The organism is Bradyrhizobium sp. SSBR45G, assembly GCF_030159255.1.
Taxonomy (GTDB): domain Bacteria; phylum Pseudomonadota; class Alphaproteobacteria; order Rhizobiales; family Xanthobacteraceae; genus Bradyrhizobium.
Map to the genome: position 1 here is coordinate 1 of NZ_BSCT01000008.1, position 17,666 is coordinate 17,666.

A 17,666-nucleotide genomic window follows, 5' to 3' on the forward strand; every position below is an offset into this window, starting at 1 on the left:
TGACGGTCGCGAAACGCCCCTCATGCGGCAGCAGGGACGCGCGGAAATGTGCAGGAGATTTGCCCGACGACACAAGGCCAATTGCTGCGGCAAACTAACACGACGGGCAGTTTGCACATGACAGGCATGCTGCCAACGCCACCGTCATTGCGAGCGAAGCGAAGCAATCCAGGGCTCCGGGCGGAACTCTGGATTGCTTCGTCGCTTCGCTGCTCGCAATGACGGCAGGCATCATGCTCCGGGCCACTCGCTGCGTGTCGGCAGCGCAGTCATTTCAGTCGAGCTGTCCCGACGGCGGCGGTCTGCTCCCCTCCCCCTTGCGGGGAGGGGTTGGGGGTGGGGGTCCGCAGGCGCTGAACTCGGTGGCGGGTGTCGCATCGAGCAGCAAGGCCCGCCGAGCACCATCGACAGATCATCGGCGACGGAGTTCGGTCCCTCATTGAGAGCGCGACTCGTGGTCCCCCCACCCCCGACCCCTCCCCGCAAGAGGGGGAGGGGAGCGCACCGTCTCTGTGTTGAGCGTCAGGGCCTCAGAACGACGTGCCGCCGCCGAACCTGAATTCCTGCACGATGTCGTATTTGCCCTTGGACAGCGGCACCGCGTAGTCGAAGCGGAGCGGGCCGAAGGGCGAGGCCCAGATCAGGCCGACGCCGACGGACGAACGGATGACCTTGCTGTCGTCGTATTGCAGGCCGCATTTGCAGGTTGCGGTGTTGACCTCGCCGGTCGCGGCCCAGGAGGTCGGGCCCTGATAGCCCCACAGCGAGCCGGCATCGGCATAGACCGAACCCTTCAGGCCGACTTCCTTGGGCAGGAACCAGAACGGCATCTGCAGCTCGGCCGAGGCGCCCCAATATTTGGTGCCGCCGAGCGCATCGCCGGCCGCGCCGAAGGCGCGATAGGTGATGTCGCGCGGGCCGATGCCGTTGGTGGCAAAGCCGCGGACCAGCGTCGGACCCATCTGGTAGTGGTCGAGCATGCGCAGGTCCTTGTCGCCGATCTTGTTCAGGATGCCACCCTGCAGATGGATCACGCTGACGATATCGGAGATCAGCGGCGTGAAGTACTTCGCGTCGACCGCCGATTTCAGATAGCTGACATTGCCGCCGACGCCGGCGAAATCCTGCCGCCAGTCGATCAAGAGGCCGTCGGTCGGGTTCTTGGTGTTGTCGAGCGTGTTGTAGGTCAGCGTGTAGCCCAGCGCCGAGGTTAGCGCGGCGCCGTCATTGAGCTCCTTGCGGACCGGCAACGACGATTCGCCGTCGCCGTAGCAGCCATAGCCGTAGACGCCCGAGGTGGTCGAATTGGTCGGATCGACGCCGCCGAGCACGCTGGCGATGTAGGCCGGGGTGGGATTGAAGGCCAGCGACGTATTGGCGGCGTTGTTGTTGCAGTTCGCCAGATAGGACGGCAGCGTGATCTCCTGCCGGTACAGCGAGTAGCGCAGCTGCAGCGATAGGTCCTCGCGCAGCTGGAAACCGAGCCGCGGGCTGAAGCCGACGGTGCGGGTGCCGTAGCTGGTGTAGGAGTTGGCGAGTTGCTGGCGATAGGAGACGTCGAGGCCGAGCGCGATGCGGTAGTCGAGCAGATAGGGCTCGACGAAGGACAGCGACACGCCGCGGGTGTACTGGCCGTAGGTGACGGCGGCCTTGGCGAAGAGGCCGCGGCCGAGGAAGTTGCGCTCGGAGATCGAGACCTCGGCGAGCGCGCCGTCGGTGGTCGAGTAGCCGCCGGAGATCGAGAAGTCGCCGGTCGACTTCTCCTCCAGATTGACCACCAGGATGACACGGTCGCTCGACGAGCCCGGCTCGGTCGAGATCTTGACCTCCTTGAAGAAGTCGAGGTTCTTGAGCCGGCGCTCGGCGCGGTCGACCAGGGCACGGTTGTAGGCGTCGCCCTCGGACAGGTCGAACTCGCGCCGGATCACGTAGTCGCGGGTGCGGGTGTTGCCGCGGATCGTGATGCGCTCGATATAGGTGCGCGGGCCCTCGTCGACCGAGAACACGATCGCGACCGTGTGTGCCTCGATGTTGCGATCGCCGCGCGGCCGCACGACGGCGAAGGCAAAGCCGCGGCGGGACGCCTCGATCTGCATCTCCTCGACCGACTTCTCGAGCTGCTCGACATTGTACAGCCCGCCGACGCTGACTCGGGAATAGGAGCGCAGGCTGTTGCTGTCCAGGGCCGCGACGCTCGACTGGAACTCCACCGAGCCGACGCGATATTGCTGGCCTTCCTCGATCTGGAACGTGACCAGGAAGCCCTTCTGATCCGGATCATATTCGGTGAGCGCGGCGACGACCTGGACGTCGGCATAGCCGTTCTTGAGGTAGAAGCGGCGGATCAGGTCGCGATCGGCCTCGACGCGGTCGGGATCGTAGACGTCGTTGTTGCCGAGGAAGCTCAGCCAGTTCGTCGCGTGGGTCTTGATGATGTCGCGCAGGCGTGCGGCCGAATAGGCGCTGTTGCCGACGAATTCGACCGACCGCACGCCGGTCTTGACGCCCTCGGCCACGGTGAACACGAGGTCGACGCGGTTGTTGGGCTGCTCGATGATCTCCGGCGTAACGCGGACGTCGTAGCGTCCGGAGCGGCGGTAGATCTCGGCGATGCGCTGCGCATCCGACTGCACCATCGGCCGCGACAGCGTGCCACGCGGCTTCGACTGCACCTCGGCCGTGAGCTGCTCGTCCTTGACCTTCTTGTTGCCCTCGAAGGCGACGCGGCCGATCACCGGGTTCTCGACCACGCGCACGACCAGCCGGCCGCCCTGGCGGTCGATCTTGACGTCCGAGAACAGCCCGGTCTCGATCAGCGCCTTGAGGCCGTCGTCGACCTGGCCCGCGTCGAGCGCGCCCGACGGACCCGGCTTGAAGTAGGAGCGGATGGTGTCGGCTTCGATACGCCGGTTGCCTTCGACCGTGATCGAGGTCGCGGCAACGGCGGGCGCCGCGACCGCCATGCGGGGCAGCGACGAAACGGGCAGGGCCAGCAGCATCAGGGCAAGCACGCCCGGCAGTCTCAGACGCATCATCGAAGCTCTTTCGAAAGTCAGAGTCCTTGGGCGCGCCGCGCATAGATCGGCACGCCATGGGAATCGGTGATGCCCGTCAAACATGGTCGAGATGCGCCAATCTCATTTCGCGAAATGTCGATTGATGCTGAGCGTGGCTGGATGTTTCCGGCCGGAAATCTTGCGCGGCCGGCACGGCCCGCGGGCCCGATGACAACTAATTAAGTATGGCGTCCGCGCTGGGATCGGAAAGCCACGGTCGCGGCGGACATCTTCGTTAAGCAATTGGCCGGCCGTCGCCGCATTCCGCGTGTTCCGACATCAAATTCTACAAATCAGCGAACACCGGCAATACGCCGGAAAAACGACCGTGCTATCTGCTTCTCATCCGAACTAAGCCCCCAAGTAGTTCGGCCAAGGCCCGGTGCGCACAGATTCCCATACTTATTCCGGCGCACCGGGCCGCCCGTTTTTTCTCCATCGCATAGACGCCGCGATCGACGGACCGCCAGGTGGGCAAAGGCGCGGTCGCGCTGCCTCTCCATCCGAGATTGCGGTGGCGCCGTGCCCACCGTCTGACCGCGAACGCACGGCCCGATGGTGGGCACGCCACCGCCTTCGGCGGCCGCTTTGCCCACCCTACGGTTCCCCGCGGCTCATCGCGAATCGCCACAATGTCGGCCGCTGTTGCGAAATTGCCTCTGGATCGGGCACGGAAAAACGATCAAAACGGTCGGCAGCACCGATGGTTAATCGCGTCTTAACCTCGCCCCACCTATGGTGACCACACTGGCACCGGTTCCTGGGCGATCGGCGGCTTCAACTGGTTTGGCGCGCGTTTTACGTATGGCAATGACCGCTTCATCCCCCGCGCCCGCTGGCGCCAGCCATTCGGAGAGCGAACGCTCGCCGTTTGCGCGGCTGAACGAGCTGCTCGCCCCCTTTCCTCCGGGCAAGCCGATGATCACGCTCGCCGTCGGCGAGCCGCAGCATCCGGTGCCGGATTTCGTCGGACCGGTGCTGGCGCAGCATATCGCCGATTTCGGCCGCTACCCCGCGGCCAAGGGCATCGAGCCGTTCCGCAAGGCCGCGAGCGGCTGGCTGTCGCGCCGATTCGCGCTGCCACGCGCTGTTGATCCCGAGCATGAGATCCTGGTGCTGAACGGCAGCCGCGAGGGCCTGTTCTTCGCCGCCCATGCCGCGCTCCGCCATGTCGGCCCCCGCCGCGGCCGGCCTGCGATCCTGATGCCGAATCCGTTCTATCCGGTGTATGGCGTCGGCGCCCGCACCGCCGGCTGCGACTCCATCTATCTGCCGACGATTCGCGACAATGGCTTCCTGCCCGACCTCGACGCGATCGACGAGGCGACGCTGGCGCGCACGGTCGCGTTCTACATCGCCACGCCGGCCAATCCGCAAGGGTCGGTGGCATCAGCGGACTACATGCGCAAGCTGGTCGCGCTCGCCAACGCTTACGGCTTCCTGATCTTCAGCGACGAATGCTATTCGGAGATCTATACCCGGCAGGCGCCTGGCAGCATGCTGGAGCATGCCGGCCCCGACTATCGCAACGTCGTCGCGTTCCAGTCGCTGTCGAAGCGCTCGAACGTGCCGGGCATGCGCATCGGCTTCGCCGCCGGCGATCGCCAATTCCTCGCCGGCTTCCACGAGCTGCGCAATGTCGCGGCGCCGCAGGTGCCGGTGCCGCTGCAGCACGTCGCAGTCGCAGCCTATGCCGACGAGGCGCATGTCGAGGAGAACCGCCGGCTGTACCGCGCCAAGTTCGATCTCGCCGACCAGATCATCGGCAACCGCTACGGCTATCAACGGCCCGACGGCGGGTTCTGCGTCTGGCTCGACGTCGCCGACCGCGGCAGCGACGAGGACGTCACGGTGAAGCTTTATCGCGACGCCGGCGTGCGCGTGGTACCCGGCAGCTATCTGGCGCGGCCGCAGGCCGACGGCTTCAATCCGGGCACAGGCTATATCCGGCTGGCGCTGGTGGCCGATGCCGCCTCGACCGGCGAGGCGCTGCACCGGCTGGTCGAGGCGCTCGGGTAATCGCGGGGCTGATGCACATGCCGGCGATCGAACGAGTCATTCCCCTGGTCAACCATCTGCCGACGTCGCTGCGCGACGCGCTGGTGAAGCGGCTGCGCGAGCTCGCCGGCCTCAGCCTGATCGCGCTGTGCGGCACGGTCGCCGCGGCGCTGATGACCTGGTCGGTGCAGGACCCGAGCCTGAGCCACGCCACCTCGCGCGCGATCCGCAACATCGTCGGCTATCCCGGCGCGATCAGCGCCGACCTGCTGATGCAGATTCTCGGCCTCGGCGCGATCATGGCGATCCTGCCGCTCGCGGTCCGCGGCTGGCGGATGATGACGCACCGGCCGTTCGATCGCGAGGCGCTGCGCTTCGGCGCCTGGATACTCGGCGCGATCATCGCCGCGGGCTTCGCCAGCTGCTGGCCGCGCTCGCATGCCTGGCCGCTGCCGACCGGCCTCGGCGGCGTCGTCGGCGACGCGCTGGTGCGGGCGCCGGCGGTGGTGTTCGGCCCGCCCGGAATCGTCTACCGGCTGGTGCTCGGCAGTCTGCTGCTCGTCGCGATGATCGGCTGCCTGCTGGTCGCCGGCGGCCTGGGCGCAAAGGACGCCGATCCGAGCCTGCTCGCCGACGAGGACGACGACACGCCGCTGTCGGAAGCCGAGGATGACGACGACCGCAAGGCGATCCGGCTCGGCTGGGTGTTCCATGCCATCATGAGCGCCAAGGCGCAGGTCGGCTGGTTCCTCAGCACGGCCTATCGCGCGCTGGTCTCCTCCGGCCCGCAGCCGCGCGCCGCCGCCGGCCGCCAGGAGCCGAGCCTCGGCGCCAAGCGTTCGAAGCCGACGCTGGCGCCGGAGATCGATGAGGACGGCGGCGACGAGGACGAGACCGGCGAGGACGAGGAGGAAGAAGAGGAAGAGCCCGCGCCGCGCGCGAAGAAGAAGCCAGCGCCGAAAGCCCCCGCGCGCAAGTCCAACGACAAATACGACCTGCCGTCGGTCTCGATGCTGGCGGCGCCGAAATCCTCGGATCGCCAGCCGCTGTCGAAGAGCGAGCTCGAGGCGAATTCGCGCGCGCTGGAAGGCGTGCTGCAGGATTTCGGCGTGCGCGGCGAGATCGTCAAGGCGCATCCCGGCCCGGTCGTCACCCTTTACGAGCTGGAGCCGGCGCCCGGCATCAAGTCGTCCCGCGTGATCGGCCTCTCCGACGACATCGCCCGCTCGATGAGCGCGCTGTCGGCGCGCGTCGCGGTCGTGCCCGGCCGCAACGCCATCGGCATCGAGCTGCCTAACGCGCATCGCGAGAAGGTGTATCTGCGCGAGCTCTTGGTGGCCAAGGAGGCGACCGAGAGCGTCGCCAAGCTGCCGCTCTGCCTCGGCAAGAACATCGGCGGCGAGTCCATCATCATCGACCTCGCCCGCACCCCGCACATGCTGATCGCCGGCACCACCGGCTCGGGCAAGTCGGTCGCGATCAACACCATGATCCTGAGCCTGGTCTATCGCCTGCGGCCCGACCAGTGCCGGCTGATCATGGTCGACCCGAAGATGCTCGAACTCTCGGTCTATGACGGCATCCCGCATCTGCTCACGCCGGTCGTGACCGACCCGAAGAAGGCCGTCGTCGCGCTGAAATGGGCCGTGCGCGAGATGGAAGAGCGCTACAAGAAGATGGCCAAGCTCGGTGTGCGCAACATCGACGGCTACAACGCCCGGGTGGCGGAAGCCCGCAACAAGGGCGAGGAGCTGACGCGCACGGTGCACACCGGCTTCGACAAGGAGACCGGCAAGGCGATCTACGAGGAGGAGAAGCTCGACCTCGATCCCCTGCCCTACATCGTCATCATCGTCGACGAGATGGCCGACCTGATGATGGTCGCCGGCAAGGACATCGAAGGCACGGTGCAGCGCCTCGCCCAGATGGCGCGCGCCGCCGGCCTGCACGTGATCCTGGCGACCCAGCGTCCGTCGGTCGACGTCATCACCGGCACCATCAAGGCCAACTTCCCGACCCGGATCTCCTTCCAGGTCACCTCCAAGATCGACAGCCGCACCATCCTCGGCGAGATGGGCGCCGAGCAGCTGCTCGGCCAGGGCGACATGCTCTACATGGCGGGCGGCGGCCGCATCAGCCGCGTGCACGGCCCGTTCTGCTCCGACGAAGAGGTCGAGAAGGTCGTCAAGCACCTGAAAACGCAGGGCTCGCCGGAATATCTCGAGGCCGTCACCGCCGAGGAGCCGAGCGAGGAGGATGGCGCCGTGTTCGACGCCACCGGCATGGGCGGGGGCGGCGGGGGCGACGACCTGTTCGCCCAGGCGGTGGCGGTGGTCAAACGCGACCGCAAGGCCTCCACCAGCTACATTCAACGCCGGCTGCAGATCGGCTATAACAAGGCTGCTTCGCTGATGGAGCGGATGGAACAGGAAGGCATCGTCGGCCAGGCCAACCATGCCGGCAAGCGCGAGATCCTGGTGCCCGAGGAAGAAGGCGGATTTTGACCCGCGCCCTTTTGGTCCCAGATCTGCCGTTTCCGGGTCGTAACTTCACGCAATTACGATCACGCTGACCGACCGAACCACGATAGAAACGCGTAAGAATCAGGACGTCGTTTTGAAAAGCCCCTTGTCGAACAGCCCCTTTTCGCCTGCGCACGGCCGCCGCACAACCGCCCGGCTCGTGGCATGCGCCATTGCCGCCGTCACCCTGACCGGGGCCGCAGGCCATGCCGCCGCCCAGACCTCGCCGGCCCCCAAATCCGGGGCCAAGAGCGGCGCCCAGCTCAGCGCCTCCGACCAGCAGCGCGGCCAGGCCCCCGCCCAGACCACGCCGCCCAATCCGATCATTCCCGATCCCCGGCGCAACGTGCCGGCCAGCATCTTTACCTCGTTCGACGCCAACCAGAGGGCGGTCGCGGCCAAGGTTAGTGCCTATCTGTCGTCGCTGCAGACGCTGGTCGGAAACTTCGTGCAGGTCGGCCCCGACGGCAGCAAGACCAAGGGCGACTTCTACATTCAGAAGCCGGGCAAGGTCCGCTTCGAATATGAGCCGCCGACGCCGATCGACATCATCGCCGACGGCTCCTCGCTGGTGGTGCGCGACCGCAAGCTGGCGACGCAGGACGTCTATCCGCTGTCGCAAACGCCGCTGCGCTATCTGTTGTCCGACCGCATCGACCTGCTCAAGGACACCAACGTGATCGCAGTCGCCTCCGACGACCTCTATGTCACGATCACGATCGAGGAGAAGCAGGCGCTGATCGGCACCAGCCGGATGATGCTGATGCTCGGCGCCAAGGACGGCCAGCTCAAGCAGTGGACCGTGACCGATCCGCAGGGCTACGACACGACGATCGCCGTCTATAATCTCGACACCACCAAGAAGCTCGATCCGGCAATGTTCAAGATCGACTTCACCAACTACGGCACGCCGCCAGGCTGAGGCGAAGGCCGTCAGCCCGCCTGCAATCCACGGACCTTCCACTGCGCCTCGGACAGCACGAGCTTCTCGAACCGCTTGCGCGCTTCGTCGAGATCGTCGACCGGCAGCGCGTCGCAGCTCGGGCGTCCGCGCAGGATCATCGAGGTGGTAGCCCAGGTCAGCCGCGCCGCCTTGCAGGCGAGCAGCAGATCGGCGAGGCGGCTCTCCTCCAGCAGCGATTCGACCGTCTCGATCGGGATGACGCACAGCAGGGACAGCGCCGCGATCACGGCGGGAAAATCGCCGGTGACGCAGAAGCGGTTGACGGCGGAGTCGCCGAGCTTGCCGGTGCGGTTGAGCGCGGCGACCTCGGCCTTGACGGGCTCATAGTCCCACATCGCCCGCATCGCCGCGCCGGCCGACCGGGTCGGAGCGGCCTGCAGGGTCGCGCGGGTCGCCGGCGGCGCGGCCTTGATGAAGCGGGCGCGGGCGCCCTCGCTTGCGGCGGCGACGAAGGCGCGCGACAACTTGGCCGGCAGGTCGGCGCGCAGTGCCAGCTTCTCGGCGAGATCCTCGTCGCGCTCGGCGGTCTTGAACAGGCTGCGATAGCTGTCCTCGGACAGCCGTGCCGTGAGATTCTGCGCCAGCGCCATGCGCACGGCCGGAAAGCCGCGCGCGATCAGCGGCGCAGTGAGGTTGTCGCCGATGCCCCGGCGGCTGGCGAGCGCAACGAGATGCGCCGGGCTGGAGGTCCTGACGAACTCGGCCAGGTCGCGCTCGGTCAGCACGGCCGCCTTGGCCAGCATCGGCCCGGCGACGCGCAAGTCGGGATGCACCGCGAGCAGGCGGACGGTCGCGTAAGGCGCGCGCTCGACACCGGCCAGCGCCATGCTCATCTCGGCCAGCACGTCGGTCGCGACCTGCGGCATCAGCCGCGCGAACATCTGGTCATAGAGATCGAGCTGCTCCTCGGGCGCCGGCCGCGGCCCGGCCAGGAACAGGCTGGTGGTCCGGCGCAGCATGTCCGTGGCGAACTCGGACACCGTCCTCGCCTCGCCCGCTGACGTCTTGACGGAGGCAGCTGCCGGAGGCGCTGGGGGCATCACAGGTCTCTCATGGGTGGCGCCCGTCGGCGATGACGGGGCGCGCGCGATGATGGATTTGCAGGAGAATGCGAAGGCCGGGCTAAAGGGGCGTTAAGCTCAGTTCCCGGAATAAAGGTGCTGGAATCCGTCGTTAACGACTCCTCTCCTCGGCTGCCCCGGCCGTTCGCTTCTTGTTCGTGCGCATGCGGTGCAATCCGGGCCGAGCGAGGAAAATCCTGAAGGGGCGGATTCAGCTCCCTTCAGGATCCAGCCGAACGCGAATGGCCCGCCAATCCAGGCCCGATCTATCCGCCCGATCTGGCCGTCTCTTGCGACGGCACGCCCTTCGATCCGTTCAGCGTCCGGGACTGCCTTGCATGCCTGCGGCCCCGCTTTCGACAGCGTGCCAGTCCTGTCCGCTCGGAATGCGAACTACAGGCCGCAATCCCCAGCGCCAAGTAGGCCACATCCGAATCCTCAATCAGCCGCAGATCGTCGAGGGCATTCAACGCCAGCAGCACGCAGACAACACAGCGTAACAATCGACATGACCTCACCATGACAGATCTCCTCTGCTCTCTGTGCGGTCGCAAAATGCTCACGACCTGACTTTGGAGAGGACACGCATTCAGCGGTAAAGTGGACGAAGGGACCCAGAAGAATGACGGAAGAAATCTGGAAATCGGCGTTGTCAGGCTCCGCGCCTGATTGTCTTCAACTCGTCCTGCATCGTAGGGTGCTTGCTGACGTCCAGCGTCCTGCCCGGGGCCCGCGCGGTGATGAAATCGAGCAGCTCAAGCTCCGAGGTCGCCACTCGGACCGCACGCAAAAAGACGATCAAGAGACTGATCGACGAATGCGAGCTCAAGACATTTGCCGAACTCTACCGCCGGGCCCATTCGATTGCCCAACGACGCTACGAGCACGAACGCGACGGTCGACAGGCTTCGAACTACGAGCGCATCCTTCGCTGGGTCGATGACGACTACCACAAATGCCTCGCAAACGGCCATTCTCTCTACGAATTGTGCCTGACGCTCTTCATCGACGTTTTCGCTGACTGCCCCCAATTCGGCAGCGACAAGGCGCGAACGATCGCCGATCTGCAAGCGCAGTTATGGCCGCCCAAGCAATCCGAGGCGTCGGCCGAAACGGCGGATCCAGACCGACTCGCCGAAACGAGGTCTCACGATCCGTGGGCCCCCTACAAGGCTGAATTGTCGGGATTGATCGACCTGCCGGCGCCCGGCTGCAACATTCCGCTGAGCCTTCTGTATGTGCCCCTCAGGGCCTCCTATGGCGATACGCTGACGCGATCGCCGCACCTGAAATCGTTTCTGACGGAAAAGCAGAAGAAGAGCGCTGATCACCGCACCGACCTGGTCAACGTCGTGGACGACCTCGAAGCGCTGGTCGAGACTTGGCTTCTGAACGACATCGAAACCTATGATTTGGTACGCCTGATCCGCGGAGGACCCGGCTCGGGAAAATCGACGTTCACGAAACATCTGGTGAGCAGGATCGTCAGACATGGCACCGCTTCCGACGGCCGCTCTCTCCGCATCGCTCACGTGATCCTGATTCCGTTGCAGCATGCCCCCGTCGGGCTGGTCGATATGACCAACGTCATCGGCGACCGCCTTGCTCGATTTGGGCTTGCTGATAGCGACTTCAAACCCGATCTGTTTCGCCCCGACGGACGTCTTCTGGTCGTCTTCGATGGCCTCGATGAGCTGTCACGCGAGGGCGCCTCCGCGCTGGAACAGAGCCGCGCCTTCATCAAGACTCTCCAGAATTGGCTGGCGGTCCGCAATTCGGTACATGTGAATACGCTGGCGATCGTGGTCGGGCGAGACATGGTCGTCCAAAAGGCGGAGGCGACGTTGGCGCTGGCTCCGCATCAGACGTGGGAGCTGCAGCCTTATCTCATCACCAAACGCGGCTTGCTGGGAGAAGACCGCCATCTCCTGCCTGACCAGCGTCCGATCTGGTGGCGACAATGGGCTGAAGCCAACGGCCTCGATACCAGATTGCCGTTTGGCATCAGGTCTCGCGGCCTGACCGAGTTGTCCACCGAGCCGCTGCTGCTCTACATCATCGCGCTGACCGGAATCTACGAAAGTACGGGGATAACGAGTCTCAGTCGTTTCGAGCTCTACGAATTCATCCTAAAGCGGATCATCTCGAACTGGCACAATCGCGCAGGTCGAAAGGACGTGCAATTCTTGGCCGATCCGGCGATCGCGCAAGTTCTGGAGAACATTGCAATTGCAGCCTGGATCGATGGCGGACGCGCGACCAGCGCCAGCCGCGCGATCAGTGTGAGCGAACCGACCGGCACCACGGAGGCGGACCTCAGACGTCTCATATCCGAGGGCGAGGTCGTCAAGGCGCTGCTCGCATTCTACATGAGACTGGACGACGATATCGACAATGTCGGAATCGAGTTCAGCCACAAGAGCTTTTGTGAATTCCTGGTCATTCGATACCTGAGCAGAACCGCGACCCAGGTTCTCAAGAGTGGCGGCGGGCTGATCATGTTGTTCGACCGCGTCGAAGGCCTGGCTTCACAGCCGATGACCGATGAAATGGCGGGGTTTCTCCATGATGCCGTTCTGTCCTGGCCACGGCCGCAAATCGTAGCAGCGAATCGCTCGGCACTCGACCTGCTTCGGCGGATCGCAAGCGGTGAACGTCTTTGGCACGGTCGTGCCGCGCGGATGGAGATGGACTTCATCGTGGAGGTAGCCATCGTGATCCTGGCCAGCACAGGTCCGCTCGAAGGCGACCGATTTGAGATCGAATGGAGCGGCCCCTGCGATGCTCAGGCGTTGCTATCCATCATCGGTAGTCCCGATCGTTCTGTGCTTTGGCACTGGCGGCGCGAGTATACGTCCCTGGTACCGGAGGTCATAAAGCCCAGCGCCTCCCGACTGATCAAGTTCGATTTTTCGGGGCAATCTTTCATACGCGCCCGCTTTGTTGCGCTGGACCTGACTGGAAGCTCGTTGGAGAATTGCGACCTGCGTGGCGCCGAGTTCATCGACTGCATAGCCTGCAGCGTGTCGTTCGATCGATCGAATCTCCAGGGAACGCGCTGGCACGGCACCAACATCTCGAACGCGACCTTTCGACGCGCCGTGCTGGACGGAGCCGATTTCTCCTTGGCCAATGGAATTTCGCCGTACCAGTTCACCGACGCCACCTCGTTGTGATTCTGACCGCGCAAGCTCGCCCTTGCCGTAAGGGACGTTGCATCGTCGGGACCCGTGATTTCACCTCGGCGCCCGCCGGCGTATTCATGCCGGCTCGGCCACCATGCCGGAGCCCGTTGCGAACAATGTTCCCGTATTGTTCTTGCGCAGCAGGATCGCTTCCGCTAGCCTCTCTGGCGGGAGGGGCACCATGGTCCAGCGGGTTTCCACCGTCGCCTTTGAGGGGATCGAGGCCCGCGCGGTCGACGTGCAGGTCCAGGTTGCGCCGGGTCTGCCGGCGTTTGCCATCGTCGGCCTGCCTGACAAGGCGGTGTCGGAGGCGCGCGAGCGGGTGCGCTCGGCGCTGATCGCCTCGGGCCTCGCTCTGCCCGCGCGGCGCATCACGGTGAACCTCGCGCCGGCCGACGTGCCGAAGGAAGGCAGCCATTACGACCTGCCGATCGCGCTCGGCCTGATGGCGGCCATCGGCGCCATTCCGCCGGATGCGCTGGGTGGATTCACCGTGCTCGGCGAGCTCGGGCTCGACGGCTCGATCGCGCCGGTCGCAGGCGTCCTGCCGGCCGCGATCGGCGCCAATGCGCGCGAGGAGGGCCTGATCTGCCCGGCCGCCTGCGGCGCCGAGGCGGCCTGGGCGAGCCCAGACCTGCAGATCATCGCGGCGACGTCGCTGATCCAGATCGCCAACCATTTCAAGGGCACGCAGGTGCTGTCGCGGCCGCAGCCGAAGATCCAGGAGGCGCCCGCGAGCCTGCTCGATCTGCGCGACATCAAGGGCCAGGAGAGCGGCAAGCGCGCGCTCGAGATCGCCGCCGCCGGCGGACATCATCTCCTGATGATCGGGTCGCCCGGCGCCGGCAAGTCGATGCTCGCGGCGCGGCTGCCGTCGATCCTGCCGCCGCTCTCGCCGGCCGAACTGCTCGAAGTCTCGATGATCGCCTCGGTCGCCGGCGAGATCGAGGGCGGCGCGCTGACCAACCGGCGCCCGTTCCGCAGCCCGCATCATTCCGCGAGCATGGCGGCGCTGACCGGCGGCGGCCTGCGCGCCCGGCCGGGCGAAATCTCGCTGGCGCATCAGGGCGTGCTGTTCCTCGACGAGCTGCCGGAGTTCGATCCGCGCGTGCTGGATTCGCTGCGCCAGCCCTTGGAGAACGGCGAGGTCTCGATCTCGCGCGCCAACCACCGCGTCACCTACCCTGCCCGCTTCATGCTGGTCGCGGCGATGAATCCGTGCCGCTGCGGCAGCGCCTTCGAGCCCGGCTACGCCTGCAAGCGCGGCCGCATCGACCGCTGCACGGCCGACTACCAGATGCGCATCTCCGGCCCGCTGATGGACCGCATCGACCTGCGCATCGAGGTGCCCGCTGTCACCGCCGCCGACCTGATCCTGCCGCCGTCGAAGGAAGGCTCGAAAGAGGTCGCCGCCCGCGTCGCGGCCGCGCGCGACCTGCAACGCGAGCGCTACGCCAAGGCCGGCCTGCCGCACGTCCGGACCAACGCCGAGGCGCCGGCCGCCGTGCTCGACGAGATCGCCAGGCTGGATGCGCCGGGCCAGAAGCTGCTGCGCGAAGCCGCCGAGACGATGCGGCTGTCGGCGCGCGGCTATCATCGCGTCCTGCGCGTGGCGCGGACGCTGGCCGATCTGGACCATGTCGAGACTATCGGCCGGCTGCACTTGGCCGAGGCGCTGTCGTACCGCGCGCTGGCCGAGGACAATCGCCATGCGGCGTAAAGGCGCCCTCCCCCTCAACACTCTGGTAACGACTTATCTTTACCCTCCGACAACCATAAGGCCCGCGTTTCCGTCATCAGGCCTTCCGCGTCGGTGCGTGTCATGTTGCGTTTCAAGGTTCTCGTTTCAGCCGTGCCGCTGATCGCGGCCGCGGTCATTGCCAGGCTCGAGCTGGCGCCCTCCCCGCAGCCCTGCATTGCCGTCGGTGCCGACAGCGTTTCGCTCGGCACCGCGCCCTTCCACGCTGATCTCCACGTCGACTTCACCGATGATCCGGCGCTCGCGACGGTTCGCGTGGCGCTGGCCGATAGCCCGGAAACGGCTGATTTCGTCGTGGTCGATGATGCGCCTGCCCAAGACAAGGAGCTCGGTTGCGGTCCGGGCGCCGCGACGCGAAGCGTCGCGATCGCCGACCACGCCACCGGCGCCTGGCCGCTGATCTATCTCGCGAGGTCCGACACCACGGATGCGACCAAAGATGACGCGAGCCGGCGCCCGGCTGACTACCGCATCTTCGTGCGGTCGAGCCGCATCACGGTGCGCCAGGCCGCGGCGCTGATCGTCAGCGCGCATCACCACGTGTCGCCGACCGTCGACGCCATCCTGTGAGCCGGGCTAACGCCCGGTTCACCATCTCTGCACCGCGCCATCGCGCGGGCATGCGCCTTCAAGCCTCAGCAAGACCGACGCCGCATGGTGCGGGCCGGGCAGGATATCGGGATCGAATACGTCGGGGGTGAACGATGGGACGGACTCTTCGCATCAGGCTGCGCCTGCGCCGTTTCATGCGCCGTCATCAGCTCATCTTCACGATCCTGCGCTCGCTGATGATCTTCTCCGCCGGCTTCGGCGGCGCCTATGGCTTCATCAAGGCCAGCATCTCCGAGAATTCCGGCTACAATCCGCATACGTTCGCGATCGGCGCCAGCTTCCTGTTCGCACTCGCCTGCGTCGGCCTCGCCACGCTCAGCATGCGGCTGCGCTTCGTCCATAAGAAGCTGCAGAAGATCGCGCTTCACAACGAGGTGCTGGCCGACCGGAACTGGGAGCTGCAGGAGGCCGAGCAGCGCGCGCGCCATCTGTTCGAGCAGCAGGGCGACCTCATCGTCATGCGCGAGCAGGACGGCACCATCATCTTCGTCAACGACGCCTATTGCCAGATGGCGGGGCTCGATCGCGAGAACCTCATCGGCAGCCAATTCGCGTTCGACCTGATCGAGCAGGGCGACAGCGCGCTGGAGCCCAGCGGCACGCGCGTTCACGACCAGCGCATCGACAGCGCGACCGGACCGCGCTGGATCGCCTGGCGCGAGGCGCTGGTGCGCTCCGATGCCGGGCACCCCGCCGTGCTGCAATGTGTCGGCCGCGATGTCACCGACCGCACCGAGTCCGAGCGCGCGCTGGCCGATGCGCGCGACCAGGCCAATGCGGCGAACCGTGCCAAATCCCGCTTCCTGGCAATGGCCAGCCACGAGATCCGCACGCCGTTGAACGGCATTCTCGGCATGAGCGGGCTGCTGCTCGAGACACACCTGACGCCGGAGCAGACCACCTACGCCAAGGCCGTGCGCACCTCGGGCGAAGCGCTGATGGCGCTGATCAACGAGCTGCTGGACTATTCCAAGATCGAGGCCGGCAAGCTGGCGCTGGAGGCGCAGCCGTTCTCTCTGACCGCGCTGATCGAGGAGATCACCGAGCTGCTGGCGCCGCGCGCGCAGGCCAAGCAGCTGGAGATCGCCGCCTACATGGATGAGCGGCTGCCGACCTGGGTGACGGGCGACGCCGCCCGGCTGCGCCAAGTGCTGCTCAATCTCGCCGGCAACGCCATCAAGTTCACGAGCTCGGGCGGCGTCGCTGTCATCGCCGAGCCCGGCATCTGGCCCAACGAGATCAGCTTCCAGGTGCGCGACACCGGCATCGGCATCGCCTTTGAAGCGCAGGAGCGCATCTTCCGCGAATTCGAACAGGCCGACGACAGCGTCGCGCGCAGCTTCGGCGGCACCGGCCTTGGCTTGGCGATCTCCGACCGCATCGTCAAGCGCATGGGCGGCCGGATCAGCCTGCAGAGCGAGCTCGGCGCCGGCTCGACCTTCGAGGTCTCGGTGCCGCTGCCGGCGGCGTTGGAGCGCGGCGAGCAGAACAGTTTTCGCGGGCCGGATCTGACCGGGCAGTCGGTCATGCTGATCGCGCCGACGGGGCTGCAAGCCGAGCTGATCGAGCGACGGCTGCAGCACTGGGGTGCACAGACCTGCCTCGTCGCCGAGGCCGCGGTGGCCGACGTGCTGCTGCCGGAGCGGGCATGGCACGCGGTGCTGATCGACGACGCGATCGGCAGCGATGCGGCGCGACGCCTGGGCGCAACGGCGCAACATCATACGACGCGGCTGATCGTGCTGGTCACGCCGGCGAGCCGCCACGAGCTGATGCCGGCGGCGCCGTTCCACGGCTATCTCGTCAAGCCGCTGCGGGCCGCGTCGCTCGCCGCCCGCGTCGGCTTCGCTGTCGATGACACATCGCTCGTCGACGACCCGGTCCCGACGATCGCTCCGCCGATCACAGCGTCCGCCGGGATGGGCCTGTCGATCCTGGTCGCCGAGGACAACGACATCAACGCACTGCTGATGCGCTCGCTGCTCAGCAAGCTCGGCCATCACGCCGACATCGCCGTGCACGGCGAAGCCGCGCTCGACTCCTGGCTCGCGGCGCGCGCGGCCGGCACGCCCTACGACCTGATCCTGATGGACGTGCAGATGCCCCGCCTCGACGGCATCGCCGCCGCCAAGCGCATCCGCGCCCACGAGGCCGCCGAGCCTGGCCGGCGCACGCCGATCCTGGCGCTCACGGCCAACGCCCTGGTCGAAGACCGCTATGCCTGCTTCGAAGCCGGCATGGACGGTTTCCTGGTCAAGCCGATCGATCGCGACAAGCTGGACGAGGCGCTCGCCAATCTGGCAGCTGCGCGGCAGGTCGCGGCGTAGTTGGTGATGAGTTGGAGTGGCTGGGCTACGAGCCGCGAACCCGAGGCGACAACATCTCTCCCCTCGTCATTCCGGGGCATTCGCGCGCAAAATGGCGAAGCCATTTTGAAGCAGCGCGAATGAGCCCGGAATCCATAGCCACAGGCCGTTGTTTGTTGAAGGCAATAGCCACGATCGTCTCG

Annotated in this window: 9 protein-coding genes; 7 read left to right on the forward strand and 2 right to left on the reverse strand. The window is 66.2% G+C overall.

What is annotated here, in order from left to right; genetic code table 11:
- Window positions 1-530: 530 nt before the first annotated feature.
- Window positions 531-3,035: an outer membrane protein assembly factor BamA gene (gene bamA / locus QQL87_RS12435; protein WP_284418420.1), complete on the reverse strand. Its 2,505-nt coding sequence runs from the start codon at window positions 3,033-3,035 to the stop codon at window positions 531-533.
- Between the two features lie 825 nt (window positions 3,036-3,860).
- Between bamA and QQL87_RS12440 the strand changes: the two genes are divergently transcribed.
- The 3 genes from QQL87_RS12440 to QQL87_RS12450 all read left to right on the forward strand — a co-directional run bounded on the left by QQL87_RS12440 (window position 3,861) and on the right by QQL87_RS12450 (window position 8,498).
- Window positions 3,861-5,075: an aminotransferase class I/II-fold pyridoxal phosphate-dependent enzyme gene (locus QQL87_RS12440; protein WP_284418421.1), complete on the forward strand. Its 1,215-nt coding sequence runs from the start codon at window positions 3,861-3,863 to the stop codon at window positions 5,073-5,075.
- Between the two features lie 11 nt (window positions 5,076-5,086).
- Window positions 5,087-7,558 (forward strand): DNA translocase FtsK, encoded by a 2,472-nt coding sequence (locus tag QQL87_RS12445; RefSeq protein ID WP_284418422.1) that lies wholly within the window; start codon window positions 5,087-5,089, stop codon window positions 7,556-7,558.
- A gap of 178 nt (window positions 7,559-7,736) precedes the next feature.
- A complete protein-coding gene (locus tag QQL87_RS12450; RefSeq protein WP_284418643.1) occupies window positions 7,737-8,498 on the forward strand; it encodes an outer membrane lipoprotein carrier protein LolA in 762 nt (253 codons plus the stop codon).
- A gap of 11 nt (window positions 8,499-8,509) precedes the next feature.
- Here QQL87_RS12450 and QQL87_RS12455 read toward each other — a convergent pair whose 3' ends face one another.
- Window positions 8,510-9,580 carry a DUF2336 domain-containing protein gene (locus QQL87_RS12455; RefSeq protein WP_284418424.1) on the reverse strand — a complete coding sequence of 357 codons (1,071 nt, stop codon included), beginning with the start codon at window positions 9,578-9,580 and terminating at the stop codon, window positions 8,510-8,512.
- A 761-nt stretch (window positions 9,581-10,341) separates the two neighbouring features.
- Between QQL87_RS12455 and QQL87_RS12460 the strand changes: the two genes are divergently transcribed.
- From QQL87_RS12460 to QQL87_RS12475, 4 genes are all read left to right on the forward strand, one after another.
- A complete protein-coding gene (locus QQL87_RS12460) occupies window positions 10,342-12,777 on the forward strand; it encodes an NACHT domain-containing protein (protein ID WP_284418425.1) in 2,436 nt (811 codons plus the stop codon).
- A 190-nt stretch (window positions 12,778-12,967) separates the two neighbouring features.
- Entirely contained in the window at window positions 12,968-14,506 is a 1,539-nt protein-coding gene (locus QQL87_RS12465) for a YifB family Mg chelatase-like AAA ATPase (RefSeq protein ID WP_284418426.1), read from the forward strand.
- 102 nt (window positions 14,507-14,608) lie between these two features.
- Window positions 14,609-15,115, forward strand: a complete 507-nt coding sequence (locus QQL87_RS12470) for a hypothetical protein (RefSeq protein WP_284418427.1) — start codon at window positions 14,609-14,611, stop codon at window positions 15,113-15,115.
- 134 nt (window positions 15,116-15,249) lie between these two features.
- The gene (locus QQL87_RS12475; RefSeq protein ID WP_284418428.1) at window positions 15,250-17,484 is read left to right on the forward strand and encodes a PAS domain-containing hybrid sensor histidine kinase/response regulator; all 2,235 of its coding nucleotides are present in this window, start codon (window positions 15,250-15,252) and stop codon (window positions 17,482-17,484) included.
- Window positions 17,485-17,666: the final 182 nt, after the last annotated feature.

Bases quoted from the DNA above. Each gene is read 5' to 3' on its own strand.
- QQL87_RS12475 (WP_284418428.1), top strand. From the start codon at position 15,250: ATGGGACGGACTCTTCGCATCAGGCTGCGCCTGCGCCGTTTCATGCGC.
- bamA (WP_284418420.1), bottom strand. From the start codon at position 3,035: ATGATGCGTCTGAGACTGCCGGGCGTGCTTGCCCTGATGCTGCTGGCC.
- QQL87_RS12465 (WP_284418426.1), top strand. From the start codon at position 12,968: ATGGTCCAGCGGGTTTCCACCGTCGCCTTTGAGGGGATCGAGGCCCGC.
- QQL87_RS12470 (WP_284418427.1), top strand. From the start codon at position 14,609: ATGTTGCGTTTCAAGGTTCTCGTTTCAGCCGTGCCGCTGATCGCGGCC.
- QQL87_RS12440 (WP_284418421.1), top strand. From the start codon at position 3,861: ATGGCAATGACCGCTTCATCCCCCGCGCCCGCTGGCGCCAGCCATTCG.
- QQL87_RS12455 (WP_284418424.1), bottom strand. From the start codon at position 9,580: ATGCCCCCAGCGCCTCCGGCAGCTGCCTCCGTCAAGACGTCAGCGGGC.
- QQL87_RS12445 (WP_284418422.1), top strand. From the start codon at position 5,087: ATGCACATGCCGGCGATCGAACGAGTCATTCCCCTGGTCAACCATCTG.
- QQL87_RS12460 (WP_284418425.1), top strand. From the start codon at position 10,342: ATGAAATCGAGCAGCTCAAGCTCCGAGGTCGCCACTCGGACCGCACGC.